23 protein-coding genes are annotated in these 23,839 nt (G+C 55.8%); 9 read left to right on the top strand and 14 right to left on the bottom strand.

What is annotated here, in order from left to right:
* Positions 1-4 precede the first annotated feature (4 nt).
* Complete coding sequence (locus DMG62_14570) at positions 5-1,780, bottom strand: succinate dehydrogenase flavoprotein subunit (GenBank protein ID PYY22191.1); 1,776 nt, start codon at positions 1,778-1,780, stop codon at positions 5-7.
* Between the two features lie 58 nt (positions 1,781-1,838).
* On the bottom strand, positions 1,839-2,603 hold the full coding sequence (locus DMG62_14575; GenBank protein PYY22192.1) for a succinate dehydrogenase: 765 nt from the start codon (positions 2,601-2,603) through the stop codon (positions 1,839-1,841).
* A 177-nt stretch (positions 2,604-2,780) separates the two neighbouring features.
* Between DMG62_14575 and DMG62_14580 the strand changes: the two genes are divergently transcribed.
* The gene (locus DMG62_14580) at positions 2,781-3,308 is read left to right on the top strand and encodes a hypothetical protein (GenBank protein PYY22193.1); all 528 of its coding nucleotides are present in this window, start codon (positions 2,781-2,783) and stop codon (positions 3,306-3,308) included.
* Here the strand turns inward: DMG62_14580 and rdgB are convergent.
* On the bottom strand, positions 3,301-3,933 hold the full coding sequence (gene rdgB / locus DMG62_14585; GenBank protein PYY22194.1) for a non-canonical purine NTP pyrophosphatase, RdgB/HAM1 family: 633 nt from the start codon (positions 3,931-3,933) through the stop codon (positions 3,301-3,303). The two genes, DMG62_14580 and rdgB, sit on opposite strands and share 8 nt — an antisense overlap.
* A 71-nt stretch (positions 3,934-4,004) precedes the next feature.
* Between rdgB and thiS the strand changes: the two genes are divergently transcribed.
* The 3 genes from thiS (at position 4,005) to DMG62_14600 (ending at position 5,200) form a co-directional block, all read left to right on the top strand.
* A complete protein-coding gene (gene thiS / locus DMG62_14590; GenBank protein PYY22195.1) occupies positions 4,005-4,250 on the top strand; it encodes a thiamine biosynthesis protein ThiS in 246 nt (81 codons plus the stop codon).
* Positions 4,251-4,364: 114 nt separating this feature from the next.
* Entirely contained in the window at positions 4,365-4,904 is a 540-nt protein-coding gene (locus tag DMG62_14595; GenBank protein PYY22196.1) for a MerR family transcriptional regulator, read from the top strand.
* 32 nt (positions 4,905-4,936) lie between these two features.
* Positions 4,937-5,200, top strand: coding sequence for a hypothetical protein (locus DMG62_14600; GenBank protein ID PYY22197.1), 264 nt, complete (start codon positions 4,937-4,939; stop codon positions 5,198-5,200).
* A 6-nt stretch (positions 5,201-5,206) separates the two neighbouring features.
* On the opposite strand, the gene ribB is transcribed toward DMG62_14600, so the two are convergent.
* The 6 genes from ribB to DMG62_14630 form a co-directional block, all read right to left on the bottom strand.
* Complete coding sequence (ribB, locus tag DMG62_14605) at positions 5,207-6,373, bottom strand: 3,4-dihydroxy-2-butanone-4-phosphate synthase (protein ID PYY22198.1); 1,167 nt, start codon at positions 6,371-6,373, stop codon at positions 5,207-5,209.
* Between the two features lie 29 nt (positions 6,374-6,402).
* Positions 6,403-7,047, bottom strand: coding sequence for a DUF4126 domain-containing protein (locus tag DMG62_14610; protein ID PYY22199.1), 645 nt, complete (start codon positions 7,045-7,047; stop codon positions 6,403-6,405).
* 105 nt (positions 7,048-7,152) lie between these two features.
* Positions 7,153-7,380, bottom strand: coding sequence for a hypothetical protein (locus DMG62_14615; GenBank protein ID PYY22200.1), 228 nt, complete (start codon positions 7,378-7,380; stop codon positions 7,153-7,155).
* 327 nt (positions 7,381-7,707) lie between these two features.
* Positions 7,708-8,457 carry a hypothetical protein gene (locus DMG62_14620; GenBank protein ID PYY22201.1) on the bottom strand — a complete coding sequence of 250 codons (750 nt, stop codon included), beginning with the start codon at positions 8,455-8,457 and terminating at the stop codon, positions 7,708-7,710.
* 149 nt (positions 8,458-8,606) lie between these two features.
* Complete coding sequence (locus tag DMG62_14625; GenBank protein ID PYY22231.1) at positions 8,607-9,227, bottom strand: pyridoxal 5'-phosphate synthase glutaminase subunit PdxT; 621 nt, start codon at positions 9,225-9,227, stop codon at positions 8,607-8,609.
* Between the two features lie 87 nt (positions 9,228-9,314).
* Positions 9,315-10,229, bottom strand: a complete 915-nt coding sequence (locus DMG62_14630; GenBank protein ID PYY22202.1) for a pyridoxal 5'-phosphate synthase lyase subunit PdxS — start codon at positions 10,227-10,229, stop codon at positions 9,315-9,317.
* Positions 10,230-10,274: 45 nt separating this feature from the next.
* On the opposite strand from DMG62_14630, the gene DMG62_14635 reads away from it, so the two are divergent.
* Positions 10,275-11,543, top strand: a complete 1,269-nt coding sequence (locus DMG62_14635) for a DUF5009 domain-containing protein (GenBank protein PYY22203.1) — start codon at positions 10,275-10,277, stop codon at positions 11,541-11,543.
* A 20-nt stretch (positions 11,544-11,563) separates the two neighbouring features.
* Here the strand turns inward: DMG62_14635 and DMG62_14640 are convergent, their stop codons facing one another.
* On the bottom strand, positions 11,564-12,034 hold the full coding sequence (locus DMG62_14640) for a PaaI family thioesterase (GenBank protein ID PYY22204.1): 471 nt from the start codon (positions 12,032-12,034) through the stop codon (positions 11,564-11,566).
* A gap of 203 nt (positions 12,035-12,237) precedes the next feature.
* On the opposite strand from DMG62_14640, the gene DMG62_14645 reads away from it, so the two are divergent.
* Positions 12,238-15,732: a glycosyl hydrolase gene (locus DMG62_14645; GenBank protein ID PYY22205.1), complete on the top strand. Its 3,495-nt coding sequence runs from the start codon at positions 12,238-12,240 to the stop codon at positions 15,730-15,732.
* 159 nt (positions 15,733-15,891) lie between these two features.
* On the opposite strand, the gene DMG62_14650 is transcribed toward DMG62_14645, so the two are convergent.
* From DMG62_14650 to DMG62_14660, 3 genes are read right to left on the bottom strand one after another with little or no spacing between them, the layout of a single operon-like run.
* Positions 15,892-16,563, bottom strand: coding sequence for a hypothetical protein (locus tag DMG62_14650; protein ID PYY22206.1), 672 nt, complete (start codon positions 16,561-16,563; stop codon positions 15,892-15,894).
* A gap of 2 nt (positions 16,564-16,565) precedes the next feature.
* Complete coding sequence (locus DMG62_14655) at positions 16,566-18,446, bottom strand: PAS domain-containing sensor histidine kinase (protein PYY22207.1); 1,881 nt, start codon at positions 18,444-18,446, stop codon at positions 16,566-16,568.
* Positions 18,447-18,482: 36 nt separating this feature from the next.
* A complete protein-coding gene (locus tag DMG62_14660; GenBank protein ID PYY22208.1) occupies positions 18,483-19,877 on the bottom strand; it encodes a transcriptional regulator in 1,395 nt (464 codons plus the stop codon).
* 277 nt (positions 19,878-20,154) lie between these two features.
* Between DMG62_14660 and DMG62_14665 the strand changes: the two genes are divergently transcribed.
* A complete protein-coding gene (locus tag DMG62_14665) occupies positions 20,155-21,174 on the top strand; it encodes a hypothetical protein (protein ID PYY22209.1) in 1,020 nt (339 codons plus the stop codon).
* Between the two features lie 165 nt (positions 21,175-21,339).
* On the opposite strand, the gene DMG62_14670 is transcribed toward DMG62_14665, so the two are convergent.
* Positions 21,340-21,957, bottom strand: coding sequence for a bacterioferritin (locus DMG62_14670; protein PYY22210.1), 618 nt, complete (start codon positions 21,955-21,957; stop codon positions 21,340-21,342).
* Positions 21,958-22,118: 161 nt separating this feature from the next.
* On the opposite strand from DMG62_14670, the gene DMG62_14675 reads away from it, so the two are divergent.
* Positions 22,119-22,928, top strand: coding sequence for an enoyl-CoA hydratase (locus DMG62_14675; protein ID PYY22211.1), 810 nt, complete (start codon positions 22,119-22,121; stop codon positions 22,926-22,928).
* Positions 22,925-23,677 carry a CoA-transferase gene (locus DMG62_14680; protein ID PYY22212.1) on the top strand — a complete coding sequence of 251 codons (753 nt, stop codon included), beginning with the start codon at positions 22,925-22,927 and terminating at the stop codon, positions 23,675-23,677. The genes DMG62_14675 and DMG62_14680 overlap by 4 nt, the downstream gene beginning before the upstream one ends.
* Positions 23,678-23,839: the final 162 nt, after the last annotated feature.

The raw sequence follows: 23,839 nt of genomic DNA on the forward strand, positions 1-23,839 counted from the left end.
TACCTCAGTATTTGCGCGGGCGGGGCTTAATCAAGGATGTATCCACAGGTTCGAATTCGAAGCGCGGCTCATCGGCGTCAGGCGCGAAATATGCTTTCGTCGTTTTGAGGAAATTCACGTCATCGCGTTCGGGAAATTCAGGCTTATAGTGCGCGCCTCGTGATTCATTGCGCCGCGCCGCGCCTTGAGCGATTACACGCGCGAGCTGCAGCATGTTGTAAAGCTGGCGCGTAAAGACGAAGGATGTATTGGCCCACAGCTCTTTGTCGCTGAGGTTGATGCGCTGATAACGCTCAAGTAATTCGACAATCTTTTCGTCGGTCTGCGCCAGAGCCGCGTTGTAGCGAATGACGGTGACGTCTTTGGTCATGATCTCGCCCAGCTCACGCCAAATACGGAATGGATTCTCGCTGCCCTCCGAACTCATGAGCCGCGCGTTGATCTCCTGCTGACGCTTGCGTTCCGAATCGAAGGCTCCGTTTGCCGCGGTACTGGACTTAGCTTGATTCTTCGCATACGCAACCGCTTGCGGGCCCGCCACAAAGCCGCCATAGATGCATGAGACCAGGGAATTGGCTCCAAGTCGGTTGGCGCCGTGATAGCTGTACTCGCACTCTCCGCAGGCATAGATCCCGGGAATACTCGTCGCCTGCCTGAAATCCACCCAAAGACCGCCCATGGTGTAGTGCATACCGGGGAAGATCTTCATGGGAGTGTCGCGAGGATCGTCGCCGACGAACTTCTCGTAAATCTCAAGTATTCCTTCAAGTTTGCGATCAAGCGTCGCGCGATCGATGTGGGTCAGATCGAGGTAGACCATCGGCTGTCCATCGATGCCGAGGCCATGCTCATAGACAACTTTGTGGATCGCGCGCGTGGCTACGTCGCGCGGCACTAGATTGCCGTACTTCGGATACCACTCCTCAAGAAAGTACCAGCGCTCCGATTCGGGAATGCTCTTGGGATCGCGCTTATCGCCAGCCGTCTTCGGAACCCACACACGTCCGCCTTCCCCGCGGGCTGATTCGGACATGAGCCGCAGCTTGTCATCCCCGGGGATCGAGGTGGGATGCACCTGGATGAATTCGCCGTTCGCGTAATGCGCACCCTGCTGATACAACGCAGACTGGGCCGATCCGGTGCAGACGACCGAGTTTGTGGATTTTCCGAAGATCGCTCCGATGCCGCCCGTGGCCATAATCACAGCGTCGGCAGGGAAGGTGCGGACCTCCATCGAGCGCAGATCCAGGGCGCAGATTCCGCGACAGACGCCTTGGGAATCGAGAACGGCGGAAAGGAACTCCCAGGTTTCAAACTTGCTGACGCGGCCTTCCGATTCGTATCGGCGTACCTGCTCGTCGAGCGCGTACAGCAACTGCTGACCCGTAGTTGCCCCGGCAAACGCGGTGCGGTGATAAAGCGTTCCGCCAAAGCGGCGGAAATCGAGAAGTCCTTCAGGAGTGCGATTGAATGGAACTCCCATGCGGTCGAGTAGATCGATGATCCCCGGCGCTGCTTCGCACATGTCTTTCACCGGAGGCTGGTTGGCCAGGAAGTCGCCGCCATAAATCGTGTCATCGAAGTGCTGCCAGGTAGTGTCGCCTTCGCCTTTAAGGTTCTTGGCAGCGTTAATACCGCCTTGAGCGCAAACTGAGTGCGAGCGCTTCACCGGGACGACGGAGAACAAATCAACATTGCCGCCGGCTTCTGCGATCTTGATGCTGGCCGAGAGTCCTGCCAGCCCACCACCTACGACGATAATTTTTGGATTTGCCATGATCTGAAATCGAGAGATCTTGTGAGTTGTTATCAGTCAGTGCGGCGTATTCCGTTGGTTGTTATTCCACAGGCTGAGCTTCCACCTGCTTCGACGTAGCCGGATCGGTTCCCATATTGCGCCAGTCCGGATTACGAGGAGCCACAAATGCCTTCACGGTAATCAGACCGATCACTACAAACAAAACGCCAATCGCAAAGCAGACTACGCCGGCCCTTCGCCTGGCCCGTTCTCCCTGAGTGATTCCCCATTTGGCACAGAACAGCCAGATTCCATAGGCAAAGTGCCACGACGCACACACAATGGCCGCTACATAAAAAGCCAGCATCCATGGATTCGCCAGCTCATGCTGTACTTTGCCGAATCCTGCACCGGGATATTCAACGAGGTGAACTCCGGTAAATCGCAAGCTGTAAACGTGCTGGAGTATATAGGCGAAGGCGATGATGCCTGTCCAGCGCTGCGCGGTGTAAAGCCAGTTGCCTTCCCAAGGGTAAGAGATGACGTTCGATTCCCCACGGTACCAAATGAAGATTCCGTAGAGCGCGTGGTACAGAATTGGGATGTAGATGAGTCCCCACTCGAGGAATGGCACGAAGGGAAGGGAGTTCAGGAACTTGATCTGAGTCGCGTACGCGTGAGGTCCGTTCGTGGCGTACGCGTTGGAGACAAAATGTTCGATTAAGAAAGCGCCGATCGGAACGATTCCGCTCAGCGAATGCAGCCGGCGAAGGAGAAATGAGTGACCCTCGCCCGCGCGCAGCGGTTTCACGCCTTTCCATTGGTCCTGCTCGTAACCGGCGCTCGGAGGCGCTGCCGTTGCCATCTTGTCCTGAGGCTCCTCAGTTACTTTTAGATGTTGACACTAAACCTTTTATTATCCTGGTTCGCTTGAAAGGCAGTCAAATAAGTGTGTTGATATTTGCATTAGAACAATGCCGAATGTCTGTCGATTTTTATTGGGCAAGTCGATACAGTTTAAATTTCGTGAGGAGAGCTCTCCTTGGCATCGTCCACACTTCCTTTTACCCAGCTCGGCGATCAGTGTCAGGCAGCCGGACTAACACCGGAAAATACGGCACGAATTGCAGGCGAGTTGTCTCGCCGCTTCGGCGTTCACGATGATGAAGTGGCGATGCTCAAGCTGGAGCAGAACCAGCTCAGGTTCATCTATCCACCGCAGCTGTCGAATGTCGGCATGATTCCCCTGACGCACTCGCATTCTCTGGCTGCGCGAACCGCGAATACAAAGCGTCCTGAGATTGTTAACAACTTCGCACAAATGCGGCACGCCAGCGTGTTCGAGTCTGTGCCGGTGGAGTCAAAGACATGCACGGGAAAAGCAGAACGAAATGCGATGCCGGTGCAGAAGGTGATGAGTGTTCCTGTGAGCGGATCAGCAGGAGTCCTCGGGGTGATTCAAGTCAGTCGCAAAGGTTCTACCTCGAAGGCTACGGGAGCAGACTTCTTTCCTTCAGAGCTTTCGCGCTTATCAGCTGCAGCCTCGGCGCTTGCCAAGTGCTTCAAGTAGCTTGCCAACCGCTTCGAGTTGTTTCGTCTATCCAGTCCAAGAACAGCCGGAAAGCCTTTCCTCGATGACTCACTCTCAGCTTCTCTTCGCGCGAGATTTCCGCGAACGACTTATTTAGGCCAGGAAAATAGAACAGCGGATCGTAACCGAAGCCGCTGCTTCCTTTAGGTGCGTGAAGCAAGATTCCGCGAGCATCTGCATTGAAGGTGTTCAGTGTTCTGCCGTCACGCCCGGCCGCGATGGAACAAACGAAGGCACATTGTCTGTGGGAATCCGGAAGGTTTGCTGTTCTCTCCAGCAGGAGCTGGTTATTCGCCGCGTCCGGTTGATTGGTGAGGATACCTGCGTCTTGGGCGTACCTCGCCGATCGCACGCCCGGCTCTCCGCCGAGCGCATCGACCGTGAGCCCGGAATCGTCGGCGATGAGAATCTCTCCTGAAGAATGCCGGCTGTAGTACTCGGCTTTTAGGCGGGCGTTCTCTGCAAAAGTCGCGCCTGTTTCTTCGGGAGCAACCATTTTCTCGATCCCAGGCAGCGAACGAATATCGACACCATGCTCTTTAGCGGCAGTAGCAAAGTCTGCGAGCTTGCCTTTGTTTGAACTGGCGACATAGATGATGGTCATCAATCTCGATCATAACTTGCAGGCGCCGTTGTTCCTCAACCATCTACCATTTCCTGCTTTACACTTTTGATATGACAGTCGTCGTGAATGGGGAGCGCAAAGAATTTTCCAGCGGCCGATCTCTGGCTGAGTTTATCGAGCATCTTGGGTTGAAAGATGACCGGATCGCTGTGGAACTCAACCGTAAGATCGCTCCTCGAAATCGTTGGACCGAGATCTCACTTGCCGAAGGCGACCATTTGGAGATTGTCCATTTCGTCGGGGGTGGACTCGATTATGAGAGTCCGCAGTCTGCTCACGCATTTCCCGCACGTTGAGGCTTTTCGCACACGGCTCTGCACCCTCCAAATCACCTGATATCACTTGACATAAAACACCCAGGGTGTATTTTGTTTGAAACATTTCTATTATGAAATGTTTAAAGCTGATCGATGCGGACCCCATCACAAAGCGGCAACGGCCAAGAGGTCCGAAGCCTTGAGGGCCAGGAGTTCACATCGGCGGATGTAATCGAATTAACGGGCATTACGGCGAGACAGCTTCAGTGGTGGGACGAGCGCAAGATCGTCGTTCCGCAGCGGCGGGGAAGAAATCGCGTTTACAGCGTCGATGACCTCGCCGAAGTCGCAGTGATCTGCGAATTGCGAAACAAGGGTTTTTCACTTCAGCGAGTACGTCAGGTAATGCGCTATCTGCAGCGCGAATTGGGCAAGCGGCTGGTCGAGACGGTGACCTCGGGCAGCGAATATCACCTGCTTACCGATGGCAAGCGAATTTATCTGGAGAACTCTGAACGGCAAATTGTCGATCTGCTAAAGAACTCGCGCCAACCACTGCTGTCAGTCTGCCTGACCGACGCAGTACAGGAGGTCCGTGCCCAGGTGCGTAAGCGCAATGGGATGCGGCGTCAGCGGGGCGGGGAAGAGCGATCGACTCAAAGCAATCGGCGGCGTCTTCGGCGTACGGCCTGAGCGCAACCTGCCCTAACTGGTCGGAGGTGACCATGGTGGCTGAGCTGAACATCCTGACGGAGTGGATCCCTGAACAGATGCAACCAGGCACGGTCTTCGTGCTCGAGAATGCCGGCGAAGTCGGCAAGAACGAGGATCCTTACTGGGCGGTGCTGGCCTGCCCGGCATGCGGCACGCTGGGCCTTATCACTCGAAGGCAGATGGCCGGGATCACGCCTGTCATTTGCGGCTCGGACAAATGCTCAGCTCACTTCTTCATTCGCGATGAGGATGTGCGGGCTTGTAAGCCCAATTAACACTAGCTATTTGTGGGGCTGAGCGGCGGCTGCGATGGTAGAGATGGGAACCTGTTCGACGATTTCGATACCGAACCCTTCGAGTGCCGGAACTCGCCGCGGATGATTGGTTAGCAGCCGAATCCGGCGGAGATTCAGATCAGACAGAATCTGAGCTCCCAATCCAATCTGCCTCTGCGTTCGGCGCTGATGTTCTGGGTTTCGAGCCTCGCGGCTCTCATGTTCAAACGTTAGCGCACTGCCCCCAACCATCTCCCGCACGTTGAAGCCTTTTGCCGTCTGATGCAGGTAGATGATGGCTCCTCGACCAGCGTCGGCAATCATCTTCATGGAGCGATCCAGTACAGCACTGCATTCACAGAGAGTGGTTCCAAACACGTCTCCAACCAGGCAATGTGAGTGAACTCGGACCAGAACGGGACTATCTCCTTCGCCGGCATCGCCATAAAGCAGCGCAACGTGGGACTCGCCTCCATCCACTTCCGACTCGTAAGCGACAAGACGAAACTCTCCATAACGTGTGGGTAGAATACCCTCACCAATGCGCTGGATGTAGCGCTCATGCTGCATGCGGTAACGGATGAGTTCAGCCACTGTCAGCATCTTCAATCCGTGTTCCTGGCAGAACTCGGTCAGATCCGGCACCCGCGCCATAGTGCCGTCTTCTTTCATGATTTCGCAAATGACGCCGGCGGGAATGAGGCCGGCCATACGGGCAAGATCTACGGCTGCCTCGGTCTGTCCCGCTCGCACCAGCACACCGCCTTTGCACGCGCGTAATGGGAAGGTGTGTCCCGGTTTTACCAGGTCTGACGGTCGGCTCGCAGGATCGATCGCAACCTTGATCGTGCGCGAGCGATCGTACGCGGAGATGCCGGTGGTTATGCCATCGCGTGCATCAATACTTTCGGTAAAGGCAGTTCCATACTGGGAGGTATTGTGGGCGGTCATCATTCCCAGCCGCAGATAGTCGAGACGATCTTCGGTGAGCGCCAGGCAGATGAGCCCTCGCCCATGTTTGGCCATGAAGTTGATTGCCTCGGGTGTTGCAAACTCCGCCGCGATGGTGAGATCGCCTTCGTTCTCCCTGTCTTCATCGTCCACGACGACGATCATCCGTCCCTGACGAATTGCGGCGAGGGCGGTCTGGACGTCGGTAAAGGGGCTATTCATGACCTTGATATGGAACTCGTGACACAATTCTAGTGCATCAGGCAGCCGGGAGGCTGAGCCGCCTGGGGAGTTTCAGGACGGCGCCAGAATGTCATTCCACGGGTGAATAACGCGCGCACCGCGCGGGCAAACACTCGGATCAGAATTACCGTGAGAACCAGAAGAACGAGGACGATGGCTGCCGTCCAGTAGGGGTGCACCGTGGCGAACCACGTGAGGCCCACCGCAGCTGTGTCTTCACCGACGCTCAGCGCTATGTTGGAAAATGGTTCCGGAGACGGGGTAACCGCCGCTCGAGCGGCAAACTTGCCCGTGTGTGCTACGGCAGCGATCACGCCGGCCAATGCGGTACTGGCTACTTGAGTGCCAGGACTCAGCTGTGATGTCGCTCCATATGCGACTAACGCTGCGAGTGGGATTCGTATAAAGGTGTGCATTGAATTCCACAGGAGATCAAAGGCCGGGATCTTATCCGCAAAGAAATGCAACACGAACATCGCCAGCGATGCCGCGACAACCCATGGATTCTCGATTACGTGCAGGGTCTGCGGAAGCTGTACGACCTGAAAGTGACCCAAAAGTCCGAGCGTTCCGCACATCGCATAGACGTTCAGCCCAGCGGCAAAGCTGGCTGCAATCACCAGTGAAATAATTTGCGCTTCGTTAAGACCCATACGAGCCGACTCTATTTTCGATGACTGGCCGACAGTAATGCCAACAGTTTCTATGCAAAGTGAAAAGGCCGCCTTGCGCGGCGGCCTTTTGAGGAACAACTCTGGTTACAGAGTCGATTCAATTTCAAATCCCCAAGCTTCCAAGAGGGGCTCGGGAATGTATTTTGAATTCTTGTTTTTACGAGCCCACTCGCGCAGACGCGTGGAACGCAGATACTGGTCGGGCAGGAGTTTGAACTCCTTCACCGCCTGCTCAAACGATGTAACCACGGGAACTACCGGGCCAATGGGCTCCGGCTTTCCCCAGTTCGGATTTCCGCGACGCTTAGCCATGATTTCTACCTGCCTTTATTATGATCAATTATTTCGATTACTAGCTAACCCCTCTGGATTCAGATAAGCACGACCGAATTTGACCAAAGCCGTTGCTCTCTGAAGGCTCCAGAACGACCCGTAAAACCTCCGATATTATGAATAATCGGCCTGAAAAGCAATGAAAAATAGTAGATTGCTACACAAATTAGGATTAAGACCTTAATCAATGAGACATCCAATACTGCAATTTTGAAGGGCCGCACATGTGCCTGCTAGAGGAAGAACGCTATTTTTTCAGATTTATGCGGTGGATTTAAGAGCTCTGGAGGTTTTCGAAGAGAATTGCTAGACGGACGCTTTTAGCAAGGCAAAAATTCCAAACCAGACCACCGTTATCGCATGCCAGTACCAGGCTGTGATGTCGGTCATCACTCTCCGCGATTCGACGCGTTGCCCGGCAAAGCCCGCGATCATGCACAGGATTAGGACGCCAATGCCTCCAAGCAGATGCAGCCCATGGAGTCCGGTTAGAAAGTAATAGAACTGGCTACTGGGTCCGCTGCCGAGGAATACTCCCTGAGCTCGAAGCTTGCTCCATGCGTCGAGCTGCCCGGCGATGAAGCCGCCGGCAAACAGGATTCCCAGGACCTGCCATGGAAAAGCTCGGCGCAGAGCCGATCGTGTAAGACCGAGCCATTCCTCCAGCAGAGCTGTGTCGCGAAAGTATTCTCGGCGCGCCAATTCCAGCGCCACGCTACTGAGGACCAATAACAGGGTGTTCCACCAGAGAAGGGACGGGATGGAGATCGGTTTCCAGACTGGAATGTATGTCTGACTCACTCGGTCAAAGACAGTTTCTCCGCGTCGCAGACATAGATAGCCGATGGCGAGCGTCGCAAAGAGCGTTACCGAAGTGGTCATCAACACCGCAAGAGCAACCCGTGCGCTTTTCAACCGGTCTCCGGGACGCGGTGCAGGCTGGTGGCTCCATTCACCGTCACCGCCGCCGCCGGTGGGAAGTTTGCTATGCGGGCCGCGCCCGCCGGAATCCGGTGCACTGACCTTCGAAGGGACCTTGGTTTCTACTGCAGGCATGGCGGTATGCCATCACAATTTGAGCACGGTTTGGGGTTGTGCGCCAACAGAATCAGGAGAATCGGGTGGTCGGGCCATCGGGTGATCGGGATGAAGCGAGAACCGAATTTTCCAGGCTCCAGCTGGCACTTCAGCAGCCGCTTCCCTGATCACACTTCTAATTTCACCGAATCTGTCCGATCACTCGAGTTCTTCTGCTCCCGGACCATGTTCAAGAACAGCTCATGGACGCGGGTATCGGCAGAGAGCTCAGGGTGAAACGTTGCGGCGAGAGTCTTTCCTTGTTTAACCAGCACCGGATGCTGGTCACGTTCAGCGAGCACTTCGACTCCTGAACCAGTGCGATCTATGCGTGGAGCCCGGATGAAAACCATCTCCATCGGCTCCCCATCAAGGCTGGTTGGGCAAGTCATGATCAAGCTGTCGATCTGCCGGCCATACGCATTTCGTTGAATGCCAATATCCAGGACGCCCAAGCTTTCCTGCTTTGGATTGGTAACCTCCTTCGCCAGGAGTATTGCGCCAGCGCAGGTGCCAAAGGCAGGCTTCTGTGCGACGAAATCGCGCAGCTTGGTGAGAAAGCCCTCACGCTCGAGAAATTTGAGAAAGGTTGAAGACTCCCCACCGGGGATGATGAGACCGTCAATATCGTCCAACTCCTCAGGCTTACGGACCAGAACGCTGTTGACAGCGAGGCGGCTCAGCGTCTCCCGGTGAGCGTCATAGTCGCCCTGGAGGGCGAGAACTCCGATTGTGAGTTGATCGGACACGTGTATTTCGATGACTAAGCGAGCGAAAGGCTTCAGGACAAGCAGGTGTTTCCCATCCAAGATTTTCGCCAAGGATGGGGGCCCGATTTACCAGCCGCGCTTCTGCAGCATATCCGCTTCCGACATCGCAGCGACGGCCAGTCCCTTCATTGCGCCGGTGCAGTCTTCGCTCGCCTCGAGCAAGACTTTGGAATCGTCGAAGTGCGTGGTCGCGCGCACGATAGCGCGAGCGCGGATCTCTGCTTCCTTTGCAGGAGCAAAGTTGATGGAGTCGCTCATGAAAATGCCCGAGCCGACGAATACTGCCTCAGCTCCGAGCTGGCGTACAAGGGCCGCGTCTGCCGGAGTAGCAATTCCACCCGCAGAGAAGTTCGGAACAGGAAGCTTGCCGTTCTTCGCGACCATACGAACCAATTCGTAAGGAGCGCGCAGCTCTTTCGCAGCCGCATAAAGTTCTTCTTCGCCCAGCACCGTCAGCGAGCGCATATCTTTGACGATCTGGCGCATGTGCTTCACGGCGTGCACTACGTCGCCGGTTCCTGCTTCACCTTTAGTACGAATCATCGCCGCGCCTTCGGCGATGCGGCGCAGAGCCTCGCCCAGATCACGGGCTCCACAGACAAATGGAACCTTGAAGGCCTGCTTGTCGACATGATGCGCCTCGTCTGCCGGCGTGAGAACTTCGGACTCATCGATGTAGTCCACCCCGAGTTCCTGCAGAACCTGTGCTTCAGTGAAATGTCCGATTCGACACTTGGCCATGACTGGAATGTCGACAGTCTGCATGATCTCGCGGATCACGGCGATCTTCGCCATGCGGGCGACTCCGCCTTCGGCGCGGATCTGAGCGGGTACACGCTCGAGCGCCATCACCGCTGCCGCACCCGCGCGTTGCGCAATCTCGGCTTGCGCGGCGGTGGTGACGTCCATAATCACGCCGCCCTTCAGCATTTCCGCAAGACCTGTCTTGAGTCTCAAACCATTTCCATTCATGTCAGACATAAAGCACTCTCCAGGCGCACCTCTCCCTCCGGTCATCGCGACTGGATGGAAGGGAACTCTAATTTTAGCAGCTTGGGCAAGAATGGGCTGGTTTCAAATGCGAGCGGAAGGAGTGGCATAATCTCTGCACGGCAGGACGTTCGGAACGCCCAGGGAGTGACCATGGCCAGCACAGTCGTCGAATCTCGACCGGCCGCAGCGACATTCACGCACCTCCCGACTAGCACGCGCCTCACCTCGCTCGACGGCTTCCGCGGCCTAACGATCGCCGGGATGATTCTCGTGAACAACGCGGGCGATTGGGAGCACGTCTATTGGCCGCTGGAGCATGCAAAATGGAATGGCTGGACGCCTACCGACCTCGTCTTTCCTTTCTTTGTCTTCATCGTGGGTGTCTCCATGGTGTTCTCATTCGCTGCGCGTGTCGTTCGCGGCGATTCCAGGAAGACTCTGCTCCTGCATGCGCTGAAACGCAGCGCCATCATCTTCGCTGTGGGATTCTTGCTCCACGCATATCCCAGCTTCCATTGGCACACGGTTCGTTTTCCGGGAGTGCTGCAGCGAATTGCCATGGTTTATCTGATCACATCGTTGCTCGTCCTCTACACCGGACGCGTCACGCGAGCCATCGTGTCGGCTGCTTTACTGATCGGCTATTGGATCCTGATGGTGCGAGTACCTGTGCCCGGCTACGGCGCCGGAGTTCTCACCATGGATGGAAACCTAGCTGCCTATATCGATCGCGCCGTTATGTACAACCATCTCTGGATCGCACATCGCTTCGATCCTGAGGGAATTCTCAGCACACTTCCGGCGATTGCGACGTGTTTGCTCGGCGTCTTCTGCGGCGAGTGGATGCGATCCGCGAGAAGTCCTTTGCAAAAATTAGCTGGAGTCTTCGCCGCAAGCGCGGTCGGACTCATCGCTGGGGAGATCTGGAACCTGTGGTTCCCGATCAACAAAATGATCTGGACCAGTTCTTATGTCCTGTTCACTGCGGGCTTTGCATTATTCGTACTAGGCGTTTGCTATTGGCTGGTAGATCTTCGCGGGTGGAAAGGCTGGAGCACTCCGTTTGTGATGTTCGGCGTCAATCCCTTATTCCTTTATTGCTTCGCGAGCTGGCTCGACTCTACGCTGCACGTTCTTCGTTTTCACGGGAGCGCAAGCAAACAGGTTTTGTACAAAAACCTCTTCGCACCTCTTTTCAGCAATCCGTATTTGGCCTCGCTCAGTTGGGCGGTGAGCTTTGTGTTGGTTTGCTTCTTTGTGGCGTGGGTTCTCTATCAAAAGCGGATTCTTGTGAAGGTGTAGGCGGAGTCGGCATGTCCTGACTAAATTCCACCCTGCGCGAACTTCTGCTTCAACTTCTCTGGGTCTACAGCAATGAACACACCCTGGCTCCGCGCCAAAACCTGACCTGCTTCATCGCGGATCTCAGCTGCGTTGAAATGGCGGCGTCCCTGAACCTGCTGTTCAGTTCCTTCCACCAGCAACGTCTTGCCGAGCGGAACCGGCTTCACATATTCGATTGCCATCGATGAAGTGAGCGCGACTACTGAGCGGAGTTTGTTGACCTTGCCCATGGCCTCGTCGAGCAAGGTGGCAATGATGCCTCCATGCGCGTGACCGGGAGGGCCTTGATACTTCCTTTGCAGCCTGACCTTGCACCAGGCGCGATGGTGACCTTCGTCGAAGAAGAACTTCAGACGCATTCCTTGAGGATTGTCCTTACCGCAAGCGAAACAATGATTTTTGGGAAGCGAGATGTGCTTGGTGTTATGACCAGAGAGACGTTTTGGCATTTCACAAGATTATAGGTGTGTTCCTCCGCGACCTCGGGTTCGCTTCGCGACCGAAGCCTGCCTGAGCGCAAGTGAACGGTGTTCGCTCCTCCCTGGTTCCACTCGCATGGGACCCATAGCCCTGTAACTTTCCACGCACTTCCTGTATACATTCCGTTTCACTTTTGTCAGGAGCGTGCGTGTTGCGAAAACTCGCGTCTACTTTGGTCTTCCTCGCAAGTCTCGGTTTTTCTCAAGACAACACTCCACCAACACCACAATCCACTCCGTCCTCAGATCAGGCGACGCAGGAGAAGGCTTCGACGACGGCGAAGCCAGGACAGAAGAAGGAAGGCGATGAGGAAGTCCCTCCTGGACGCAAGCCGAAGCGCACGGAACCTGCTCCACCCCAGCCACTACCAGCGGCGGCAGCGAAGCCCAGCGAGAAGAAGCCGGCTGACCCACTCACCTCGGCCGATACGTATAAGGGATTGCGTCTGCGCAGCATTGGTCCGGCATTTGTTTCTGGTCGCGTGACCTCGCTGGCAGTGAATCCGTTCAACCGCGCGCAGTATTACGTCGGAGTAGCCTCCGGTGGCGTGTGGAAGACCGATAACGATGGGGAGACCTGGACTCCTGTCTTTCAGAACGAGGGATCATTCTCGATCGGCGATGTAAAACTCGATCCCCGCGATCCTGCAATCGTGTGGGTTGGAACTGGAGAGAACAATTCACAACGCAGCGTGGACTATGGTGACGGAGTTTACAAATCCGAAGATGGAGGAAAGAGCTGGACGAATGTTGGTCTGAAGCATTCTGAGCACATCGGCCGAATTGCGATTAGCCCGAAAGACAGCAATATCGTCTTCGTCGCCTCGGAAGGGCCGCTCTGGTCACCCGGCGGCGATCGCGGACTTTACAAAACGAGCGACGGCGGCAAGACCTGGAAGAAAGTTCTGAACGTAAGCGAGAACACCGGCTTTGCCGAAGTTGTCATCGACTCCGACGATCCGGACACGATCTATGCCGCTGCATACCAGCGTCGCCGTCATGTGTGGACTCTGATTGATGGTGGACCCGAAAGCGCGATCTATCGCTCCGTCGACGGCGGAAACACCTGGAACAAATTGAAGTCAGGTCTGCCGACGGTGGATATGGGCCGCATCGGCCTCGCGATCTCGCCCCTGGATCACAACATGGTGTACGCGACGATCGAGGCTGCCGAGGATAAAGGCGGGATTTTCCGCTCGTCTGATCGCGGAGCCACATGGGAGCGGCGCAACCCCTACGACACCACGGCGATGTATTACGGCCAAATCTTTGCCGATCCGAAGAACGTCGACCGTATTTACCTAATGAACGTGCTGATTCGTGTTTCCGACGACGGTGGCAAGACACTCCGTAACCTCGGCGAGAGATACAAGCATGTGGACAATCACGTGATCTGGATTGATCCGGCGGATACGAACTATTACCTCGTGGGCTGCGATGGCGGCGTGTATGAAAGTTTCGATCGCGGTGTGAACTGGAGCTACAAGAACAATCTGCCGGTAGCCCAGTTTTACGATGTCGCCGTCGATAACTCGAAGCCCTTCTACTACGTTTACGGCGGTACGCAGGACAACGAGAGTGTAGGCGGACCCTCCAGGACCCTGAAAGTCAGCGGCATCGGCAATGAAGACTGGTTCATTACTCAGGGCGGCGATGGATTTCGTTCGGTAATCGATCCTGAGGACCCGAATACAGTCTACGCGGAGTACCAATATGGGAACCTGACGCGTTTCGACCGGCGCACGGGCCAACAGATCGGCATTCAACCACAGCCCGGTGCAGACAACGTTCCCTTGCGCTGGAATTGGGACTCGCCCATCATCATCAGCCCGCATTCGCGCACACGCTTGTACTTTGCTGCGAACAAATTGTTCCGCAGTGACGATCGCGGCGACACCTGGAAGGCTGTCAGCCCGGACCTAACCCGCCAGATCGATCGCGACAAGCTTCCAGTTATGGGACGCCTCTGGGGACCGGACGCCGTCGCCAAGAATGCTTCCACATCCTTTTACGGCAACATCGTGGCGCTCGCCGAGTCGCCGCAGAAGGATGGACTGGTCTACGCTGGCACCGACGATGGCTTGATCCAGGTGACCAACGACGCAGGAGGGAATTGGACGAAGTACGACAAGTTCCCCGGCGTGCCCAATATGACTTACGTGAGCCGACTACTCCCCTCGCAGCACAATGCCAACGTTGTTTACGCGAGTTTCGACAACCATAAGATGGGGGACTTCAAACCCTATTTGCTGAAGAGCAGCGACAACGGCCGCACATGGAGTTCGATGTCGGGCAATTTACCTGAGAACGGAGTCGTCCTTGCCATCGCTGAGGATCCAGTCAATCCGCAGCTTCTCTTTGCAGGCACCGAGTTCGGCCTGTTCTTCACGCTGGATGGAGGCAGTCACTGGACGCAGCTCAAAGGCGGCATGCCGACGATTGCGGTTCGTGACATCGTCATCCAAAAGCGCGAAAACGACCTTGTGATCGCGACCTTCGGTCGCGGCTTCTATATCCTTGACGATCTCACGCCACTGAGAAACGTCAACGCGCAGCGGCTTCAGCAAAACGCTGCTCTCTTCCCGGTCCGCGACCCATTGATGTACATCGAGCAGCGTCCTATCGGCGGCAGACGCGGGCATCTGGGGGCCACGTACTTTGCAGCGGACAATCCCCCCTACGGCGCGACCTTCACCTATTACTTGAAGGACAAATTCAAGACCAAAAAGGAAACTCGGCAGGAACAGGAAAAGAAGCAGCCGGGCAAAGAAGGTGCTCAGACCACCGAGAACAATGGGAAGAACAAAAAAGCCGAGGACCAAAAGGGAACTGCGCCAGTCAGCTATCCAACCATGGATCAGATTCGCGCGGAAGCCGAAGAGCAGCCGCCTACGGTGTACGTTGTCATCTCAGACGCAAGCGGCACGCCGATCCGTCGAGTCGCTGCTAGCAATGAAATCGGCATCAACCGTGTCTCGTGGGACCTGCGTTATCCACCATCAGAACTCCACACTCCGTCGCCCGATGAAGCAGATTTCGGCGAGTTCTTTCAGCCTCCGACCGGACCGCTGGTCATGCCGGGGCAGTACTCTGTGACATTGGAATCGCGAGTGGATGGCAAGACGCAGCGCCTCGCTGGTCCTGTGCAGTTCCAGGTAAACGCACTCGGTGCAGAGCAGATGAACGAACCCGACAGAGCTGCGCTCCATCAGTTCCAGCAGAAGGTCGCGCGACTTAATCGTGCGCTCACCGGAGCTGTGCAGATTGGAGGTGACGTTGATAAGCGGCTGACCGCGATCCGGCAATCGCTGCGGGATACTCCAGGCGACATGTCTTCGCTCGTTTCTCGCACAGACGACATCCAGAATCGTCTGCGCGACATCATGCGCGCGATGAGAGGGGACACAGTGCTGCGCCACCGTCAGGAGAACACGCTGGTAGCAATCAACGATCGCATCAACCAAGTCGAAGACGAAGAGCGCTTCTCGACCGGCCGTCCAACACAGACGCACATCGATTCTTACAACGTGGCTGCACAGCAGTTCGGCGAGCAGCTTTCGAAACTCCGTCAGTTACTCGAGGCCGATCTGAAGAAGCTCGAGGACGATATGGAAAAGGCGGGCGCGCCCTGGACTCCTGGCCATGTACCTGAGTGGAGCGATAGATAGATAGAGACTCAGCGTGCTTCGTCTCCAGCTGGAGGACGCTAAAATCCAAGACGCAGGTGTAACCCTGCGGAACGCGAAGGCACGAAATATAAAGAGGCGGCTCTCTCCAAGCAGCATCGTGAAGACGCAGCATTCTGCGTCTCTAGCAGGTATCGGTATCTATGGGTGCAGCAGCCCTTCCGAGAGCTGCCGAGCTTTGGCGGCCAGATTGTGAGCGCGCTCCAGATCCTGATCCTTCAGCGCTGACTTGGCCTGATTGATGTAGCTGCGGATTGAAGACACGATATTCAACTCATCGGAGCTCAACGTGCGATTCAGATTCCGTAGATTCTGCTCGGTTGTATCAATCAGCTGATTGGTGCTCTGCTGCGTCTGCGAAGCGGCGCGCTGTGACATATCCGGCGAGATCTGTCCTACTCCCGACTCTGGCGCTGCAGGAGCCGTCGCTTTCGCTACGGCCGTGTTCGCAGGAGGAGCACTGGTTGCGGGAGGCGGTGTCTTCTTCGCGGTCGTCCCAGTTGCGGGCTGCTTCTGCCCATTTGCGGCAGTGGCCTTGTGCCGCTTAATCGGCGAGGGTTTTTGCGCTTTTACTTCAGGTGCTGGAGTTGGAGTCGTCGTAGCAGGTTCTTCCGTCGTCGGCGTCGGCTGCGGAGTCGTTGGCGCCGGAGCTGTCTGAGGTTCTTGCTGCTGCTGTGGTGTTGGCTGAGTAACTGTCGGTGCCTGAGCCTGGGCTGCGGGAACCTGCGGCTTCTTCTTGTTGCAGCCTGAGACGAGCAACAGAGTGACTGCGAGGCTGATTATGCAGGAACGCTGATAAAAATGAACGTGCATGATTAAGACTGTGCCACGAGGTCGCGCTGCTGTCCTTGCTCTGTGCGAACTAGAGGAAGATTCAGGTAGAACGTAGTTCCTTCACCACTTCGGGTATCGAAATGTATTGATCCATTATGCAGCTGCAGGATGCGGTATGTCATCGCCAGTCCGATGCCACTGCCACTTTTTTTCGTGGTGAAGTAAAGGTTGAAGACTTTGTCACGGATCGCGGGTGGTATTCCGGGGCCGGTATCCTGGATCTCAAGTTGTGCTTCATCATCACTGCGCAGCGCACGGAGGGTGAGCGTGCCTCCGTTTTCCATGGCCTGCGCAGCGTTGATAATGATATTGAGCAGACCCTGTTTCATTAAGTCGGTATCGACTTTGGCCATCAGCGGCTCGGATGTGATTTCTGTCACCAGGTGCACTCCCTGACGCTCGCAGTCCGGCTTTGCCACAAACGCGACTTGCTCGACCAGTGTGCGAAGATCGGTCTCGCTAAGCCGCAATTCGACTGGACGAGTGAAGTCGACAAGCGTCTGCACGACGCGGTCGAGCCGCTGAATTTCGGTTTCGATCACGTCCATGTGCCGTTCAGTGTCGGCGTCGGGTTGATTCAGTTTGTTGCGCAGTATCTCCAGGTGCACCACGATGGAATTGATAGGATTCTTGACCTCGTGGGCTACGCCGGAGGTGAGTTTGCCGATATTGGCCATGCGCCGGGAAACTTCGATTTCGCCTTCGATCTTGCGCATCGATTCCATGTCGCGCATGGTGAGCAGCGCTCCCAGTTGCTGTCCGCCTTCCTCAATGAAGTCGAGCGAGACCTGAACCTCGGTCCCGTTATCGCCCGTCAACTCGACCATGTTCATAGGTTCGTGACCGGCAAAAGCATTCAGCACGCTGCGGCCTACCTGCGTGTGCCGGGAAAAGATCTGCTCGGCATAGCTGCCCAGCATCTCGGATCTTGGTTTGCCGAGGAAGGTCTCGATCGAGGCGCTCACAAGCACGGCGCGCTGATCCTGTGTAAACAGCATCAGGCCATCCTGGAGATTGGCCATGATCTGATCGACATTCTCCTGCAGCGCCGCAAATACTTCGTTGACCGTGCGCATCTGCCTGCCGATGCGTTCGATCTTCGAGCTGACGTTTCCATATTCGTCAGCGCGATTGAGTTCTGTGGGAGGAGGTGAAGTTATCTCGCCGGCGCTCATCTGGTCCAAGCGACGTGAGATTGCAGCCAGCGGACGAAGCGCAAAGCTAGAAAGCGTTGCTGCGAGAACCAGGGAAACGAGAATGGCGATGGCCGAAAACGTGAGCGCACGATTCAAAGGTTTTTGCAGCGTCGTCTGGATGAAAACTGACGAGATGCCAACCTGAGCCGAACCAAAGGGCTGGTTATTGCGCTCGAGCGGAATCTTGATTGCGTAGGTCTTAATTGGGCCGTAGACGACCTGTAGCTGCCGCCAAAACTTGGCATGTTCGAGTTCGCCCAAGCTCGGCCGGTCCGGCACGGGTTTACCCACCTGAAGAAAATCGCTGTGCAGAATTGCGCGACCATCAGGTCCAACTACTGTGGCATCACTGATGATCTTGGAATACCCGATCTGCGACTCGAGCAGGTCGTTGAGTCCGCCATCCATCTGCAGGCTTTCTACGATGAAATCGTTGATCTGCTTTTGGTCGGCTGGATCGATCTTCGTGGTATTCAGATCCTTCAGGTCTCGATCGATGGCGTCGCGGGTGAAATGAACGATCTGGTTCGCGGCGTACTCGCCGTTGTCGACGCCGTCGCTGATGACGTGGTGGACAAGCTGGGCGACGTAGATAGTCGAGAGCGTCAGCACGATGGCAACCACCATCAGGCTGATCGCGATTACCAGCTTGATCTTCAATCGCATGGAAGCTCACAAACCCGCCAGAGCGTTCGTGCGGAATTAAGTATTGGCAGCTTCGGCCAAGTTGCTGCCGTTCGAACCGTACTCCTTCAATTTGTTGTGCAGAGTCTTCAGGCTGATGCCGAGAATCTCTGCGGCTCGCGTCTTGTTGTTGCTCGTGCTCGCCAGCGTGCGCAGAATGAGTTGCTTTTCTGCTTCTTCGACGGTCGTGCCTACGCCAAGATGGATCGCGTTCGGATCCAACTCTGCGGTTCTCACCTGCGCGGTGCCGAAGCCCGGAGGCAAGTGTTTCGTCTCAATGACTCTGCCGCCGGCAAGGATAACTGCGCGCTCGATCGTGTTCCTCAGTTCGCGTACGTTTCCCGGCCAACTGTAGGTCTGAAACGTCTTCATCACCGAGTCGTCAACAGTCGAAACCCCAGTTCCATGCTTCTCGTTCAGATCGTCGATAAGCGCTTCCACCAGATCGGGCAAATCTTCCTTGTGCTCGCGCAGGGGAGGCATGTGAATGTTGAAAACGTTCAGGCGATAGTACAAGTCATTTCTCAATTGCCCTGCCGCTACCGCTTCTTCCGGAACCTTGTTGGTTGCCGCTAGCACGCGAACGTTGGCCTCGGTCTCAACCTTACTGCCCAGACGCCGGAACTTTTTGTCTTCGAGAACGCGTAGCAGCTTGGCTTGCGTAGCGATGGGCATCTCGCCAATTTCGTCGAGAAGTAGCGTGCCCTCTTCAGCAAGCTCAAAGCATCCGGCACGGCGCTCAAGGGCTCCGGTGAAGGCGCCTTTCTCGTGTCCAAAAATTTCGCTCTCGATGAGTGTTTCGGGAATCGCAGAACAATTGATGGCGACAAAGGGCTTCGCTTTGCGCGCACTGAGATCATGCAGCGTGCGCGCAACGACTTCTTTTCCCGTTCCACTCTCGCCGGTGATGAGGATGGATGCCGTGGTTGGAGCGACTCGCTCGACCAGAGCGAAAATCTCCTGCATCTTCTTGGATTTTCCGACCATGCGACCTAGCGCTCCGGAATTGCGCAGGTTCCTGCGCGTGACTTCAAGTTCGCGCTCAGTGTCCTGCAACAGCGACGCGTTCTGTAGGATCGCCTTCAGACGTTTGAAGTCGAGAGGCTTCGTGATGTAGTCGTAAGCGCCCAGCTTCATGGCCTCTACGGCCGCTGCGATTTCAGTGTTGGCCGTCACCACAACCACCTTTAATTCCTGTGGCTGTTCGGCGAGCCTTTGGATGAGTTCCATGCCATCCATTCGAGGCATCGCGAGGTCGGTCACCACGATGGAAGGAGACCAGGCAATAACTTTGTCCAGCGCCTCAAGGCCATCCTTGGCCATTTCGGTGCGGTATCCCCAGGACCCCACCAATTCGGCGACGCCTGTACGTGCGGGCTCTTCGTCGTCAACTATTAAGACTTTCTCGGGCATGCAAAGAGAGTGCCGGAAGGCAATCGTGATATTCAGTGTTCCGGCAGGCTTTCAGTTTACAGGCTATTCTGCAGCTCTGCTGCTACTTCTGGAACTCTAACAAGCACCAAACGTTAGCGGAAGTTGCCGTTTGACCGCTAGGTGAGATGCAGAACCGCCACTTGGAGGCTAATTTGGGGGAAGGTTCCCCGATCAGGGTCGGATGCGGGCAGCAGATCAACTCTGAAATGCATCCCAAGCTGTTGGTGTAAATAGCTGCTTCTCTCCTGGACCGGTGATGCGTTTTTCCAAAGCTGCCTTTTTCGTTCTCTTATTTCTCCCGCTTTCGCTGTTTGCGGCGAAGTTGCGCGAGATCGCGATGCTCGATATCTCTGGCCGCCCCGGATTTGAGACGCTCGCCTTCGCCAAAGGCTATCTGGTAATGGCGCACGATGGGGCGGCCAAGGTGGACATCTTTGATCCGGCGAAGCGGCGGTTTGTGGCTGAGATCTCCGGGATAGTGAGTCCCCGCGGTGTCGCCGTTGACGATGCGAACAATCGGGTTTACATCGCCGATGCTGGGACGAACTCTATTGAGGTGATCAACAGCACGAACTGGCAAGTTGAAGAGCGCATTGCACTCAGCCGCGCACCGGAGAACCTGCTGCTTCTTCCCGGCACAACGAATCTGGTTGCGACGAATCCGTACGCCCGATCGCTCACTCTTGTCAGCCACCAGATCAATCGCGAAATGCAGATCATCGACGTGAGCGGCGATCCCGATCTGATGGTCTACGATCCACTTCGCAATGCCATTTTTGTGACGCTGGAAGACCAGAACATGGTAGTTGCGTATCCCGCCTCGCTAGAACGCGACGCCAAGCCAATTCACACGATGAAGCTGAAGGCATCGCAGCCGACTGGAATCATCCTTGTTTCAACATCGCGAACTTTGTTCGTCGCAGTTCGCTTCGCAGTTCTCGCTCTCGACGCAGATTCCGGCGCCGAACTTAGCCGCATTCCTGTAGCCGCAGGCACAGACCGTTTGTGGCTCGACTCAGCGGGGAACGTGCTATACGCCGCCTCAAGCGATGGCACCGTAACCGTTATGCGCGTGAAAGGCCGGCAGCTCCAATACGACAGTGAGCTGAAGACCGACGTAAAAGGACACAGCCTGGCCTTCGATTCCGAGCGCAAACTCATTTACGTTCCCGGTGGGCGCGAAGGCAAATCAAAGATGGTGATCCTGAAACAGTTCGGCGCTCTGCCCATGGTGTCGGAAGAGGTGACTACGGCAGCAGTGGCGAGCAGTCACTAGCTACTAAGCTGCTGAGCTTCTAAGCCGAACTGATCAGGAGAAATGATTCCGGTTTCTTGCTGCAGTTTCTGCATGAGGCTTTTCCAAGAAACCGCTACACGATTGTTATCTTGCAATGTGATCGGGAGACTTGCTCTTAGAAGCTCAGGAGCTCAGCGGCTCGTTTCACGCTGCCGGCTTCTTTGTCCCAGTTTGGGACGCGAAGCGCATTGCGTGAGTCCCTGGATCCTGGCCTTCGGTCTGGCCAGTGTGCGGATCGATCACGAACAGCAGGTCACTTAGATCACTGGCGTGCTCTTCTTCGTCGCGCAGGATCGCTTCAATAAGAATGCGAGTCGTGGGGTCGTTGTCACCGAAATAGCGAATCATTTCCGTATAGACTTCGATGACGATCCGTTCCGCGATCAAGTCTTCCTTGACCATCTCTGCGAGATTGCTGCCTTCTACGTACTGCGAAGCTGAGCGTTCGAGCAGCGATTTGGGATTGAAGTCCGGTTTGCCGCCGAGCTGCTGAATGCGGTCCGCAATCTTGTCGGCGTGCTCGCGTTCGGCGTCGGCATGCTCCTTGAATTCGTCACGTACTGACATTGCATGAACACCGGTCGCCATGAAGTAGTGGTGCATGTAGCGGAGAACGCACACAATCTCCGTAGCCAGAGCTTCGTTCAGGATCTGGATCGTCTTCGGGACATCACCCTTGTAGGCTTCGGTTATCGCGCCTTCCTCGATCTTCTTGCGCGCTCGATTGCGGATTTCTTCGACATCGGCCGTGAACGTCGGCATAAGTTCTTCCTCGCGGGAATAGGACTCAAACGAAGTTGGAAGCGCAAACGCAGGAGCAGAGATGTCCGTCTGTTGGCGATGTCGCGATTCGTCGATTACGAAAATGCCAACAGCGACAGGCTACAATGCAAGGTTCACATAGGTCTGAACGAGGAGTCTGTATGTCCACGACTATCGAATCAGCACAGAAGACCTTGATCAACTTCCGGCGGGATGCCGGCGTTGCCATTCTAGAAATGAACGATCCTCCGGCCAACACGTATACGTATGAGATGAATCGCCAGCTTGATGAGGCGATTCTGCGGGCCCGCATGGATGAGGACGTGCATGTGATTGTGCTCACGGGCGCGGGCGATAAATTCTTCTCCGCCGGCGCGAACATCAATATGCTCAGCAGCGTCGATCCGACTTATAAGTACTATTTCTGTCTGCATGCGAACGAAACGTTGCTGCGCCTGGAGAACACGCCAAAACTGGTAATCGCGGGGATTAATGGACATTGCGTTGGCGGCGGCCTTGAGATCGCTATGGCGGCGGATATTCGCATCGCGCGCAAGGATTCAGGCAAGATTGGTCTTCCCGAAGTGAACCTCGGCGTCTTGCCCGGCACAGGCGGAACACAGCGATTGTCGCGACTCGTCGGGAAATCGAAGGCAATCGAGCTGATGGCACTGGGTAAGACGTTCACTTTCGCGGAAGCGAAGGAGCTCGGAATGGTCAACGACACTTTCGAGCGGGACAACTTCATGTCGAATGTTCTGGAGTACGCCCGCCAGTTTTGTCCTCCGAACAAGGCCGCGCTGGCTGTTGGTCGCATTAAGCGGGCGGTGCAGAGTGGGTGGGAGGTTCCGATTGAATCGGGTCTTGCACTGGAGCGCGAGAATCAGCAGCTTCTCTTCCAGAGCGACGACGCCAAGGAAGGGCTTAACGCCTACATCGAAAAGCGCTCGGCGGTCTTCACCGCGAAATGAGCTCCACGCTCGGCGAGCTCATGGTTGCGGTGGCTGCGCGCGAGATCCACGACGGCGAAGTGGTCTTCGTCGGCATGCGCCTGCCTCTGATCGCCTTTGTTGTGGCGAAGCGAACTCACGCGCCCAACTGCGTGGGACTGTTCGAAAACGGTGTGATTCGGACCAAGCCGGTGCCAGAGTTGATCTACACGATGGCGGATCCTCCCAACCTTTTAAATGCGACTCAGTGCTTAGACATGATGGGCGTTATGAGCCTGCTTCAGGCTGGTCGAGTAGACCTGGGTTTTCTTGGCGCGGCCGAAATAGATCGTTTCGGAAATCTGAATTCCACGCAGATACAAGGTAAGAACGGTATCGTGCGTTTGCCCGGTTCGGGGGGAGCGTGCGATATCGCTTCTCTGGCCCATCGCTTTGTAGCGATGATTGACCATGAAAAGCACCGTTTGCCGGAACGCGTCTCGTACATCACCAGTCCCGGAAACGGAAATGGAGCCGGATACCGCAAACGCGTTGGCCTGCGACGTGGTGGTCCTTCAGCAGTGATCACCACAAAAGCGGTTTTACGTTTTGGTCTGGACGGGGAGGCGTACCTGCACTCACACCATCCGGGTGTGAGCGTCGATGAAGTGGTGGCTTCAACAGGATGGAAGCTGCGCGCGGCAGATGGCGCAAGCGAAACCATGCCGCCATCCGTTGATGAATTGAAGGCAATTCGCGAGTACGACAAGCAGGCATTTTGGACGTCTTGAGAATCGGTGCCAGAGCACAGTGAGTCGATGGTTACGTGCTTCCAGCCGCCCTCGGCCGGTACAAGGAGGGTCCGAATCATGAAGTTTGCGATTCCGGCACCTCCCTGGGAAAAAATGTCTTAAGTTCCGTATACGGTTCTCAGGTATCGGGCAGTGTCGCTC

It is taken from the genome of Acidobacteriota bacterium (assembly GCA_003225175.1).
Classification (GTDB): Bacteria; Acidobacteriota; Terriglobia; order Terriglobales; family Acidobacteriaceae; genus Gp1-AA112.

Excerpts from the sequence above, each read along its gene's own strand:
- DMG62_14575 (PYY22192.1), bottom strand. The coding sequence starts at position 2,603 with ATGGCAACGGCAGCGCCTCCGAGCGCCGGTTACGAGCAGGACCAATGG.
- rdgB (PYY22194.1), bottom strand. The coding sequence starts at position 3,933 with ATGACCATCATCTATGTCGCCAGTTCAAACAAAGGCAAGCTCGCAGAC.
- thiS (PYY22195.1), top strand. The coding sequence starts at position 4,005 with ATGACAGTCGTCGTGAATGGGGAGCGCAAAGAATTTTCCAGCGGCCGA.
- DMG62_14595 (PYY22196.1), top strand. The coding sequence starts at position 4,365 with ATGCGGACCCCATCACAAAGCGGCAACGGCCAAGAGGTCCGAAGCCTT.
- DMG62_14600 (PYY22197.1), top strand. The coding sequence starts at position 4,937 with ATGGTGGCTGAGCTGAACATCCTGACGGAGTGGATCCCTGAACAGATG.
- ribB (PYY22198.1), bottom strand. The coding sequence starts at position 6,373 with ATGAATAGCCCCTTTACCGACGTCCAGACCGCCCTCGCCGCAATTCGT.
- DMG62_14610 (PYY22199.1), bottom strand. The coding sequence starts at position 7,047 with ATGGGTCTTAACGAAGCGCAAATTATTTCACTGGTGATTGCAGCCAGC.
- DMG62_14615 (PYY22200.1), bottom strand. The coding sequence starts at position 7,380 with ATGGCTAAGCGTCGCGGAAATCCGAACTGGGGAAAGCCGGAGCCCATT.
- DMG62_14620 (PYY22201.1), bottom strand. The coding sequence starts at position 8,457 with ATGCCTGCAGTAGAAACCAAGGTCCCTTCGAAGGTCAGTGCACCGGAT.
- DMG62_14630 (PYY22202.1), bottom strand. The coding sequence starts at position 10,229 with ATGTCTGACATGAATGGAAATGGTTTGAGACTCAAGACAGGTCTTGCG.
- DMG62_14635 (PYY22203.1), top strand. The coding sequence starts at position 10,275 with ATGGAAGGGAACTCTAATTTTAGCAGCTTGGGCAAGAATGGGCTGGTT.
- DMG62_14640 (PYY22204.1), bottom strand. The coding sequence starts at position 12,034 with ATGCCAAAACGTCTCTCTGGTCATAACACCAAGCACATCTCGCTTCCC.
- DMG62_14650 (PYY22206.1), bottom strand. The coding sequence starts at position 16,563 with ATGCACGTTCATTTTTATCAGCGTTCCTGCATAATCAGCCTCGCAGTC.
- DMG62_14655 (PYY22207.1), bottom strand. The coding sequence starts at position 18,446 with ATGCGATTGAAGATCAAGCTGGTAATCGCGATCAGCCTGATGGTGGTT.
- DMG62_14660 (PYY22208.1), bottom strand. The coding sequence starts at position 19,877 with ATGCCCGAGAAAGTCTTAATAGTTGACGACGAAGAGCCCGCACGTACA.
- DMG62_14665 (PYY22209.1), top strand. The coding sequence starts at position 20,155 with ATGCGTTTTTCCAAAGCTGCCTTTTTCGTTCTCTTATTTCTCCCGCTT.
- DMG62_14670 (PYY22210.1), bottom strand. The coding sequence starts at position 21,957 with ATGCCGACGTTCACGGCCGATGTCGAAGAAATCCGCAATCGAGCGCGC.
- DMG62_14675 (PYY22211.1), top strand. The coding sequence starts at position 22,119 with ATGTCCACGACTATCGAATCAGCACAGAAGACCTTGATCAACTTCCGG.
- DMG62_14680 (PYY22212.1), top strand. The coding sequence starts at position 22,925 with ATGAGCTCCACGCTCGGCGAGCTCATGGTTGCGGTGGCTGCGCGCGAG.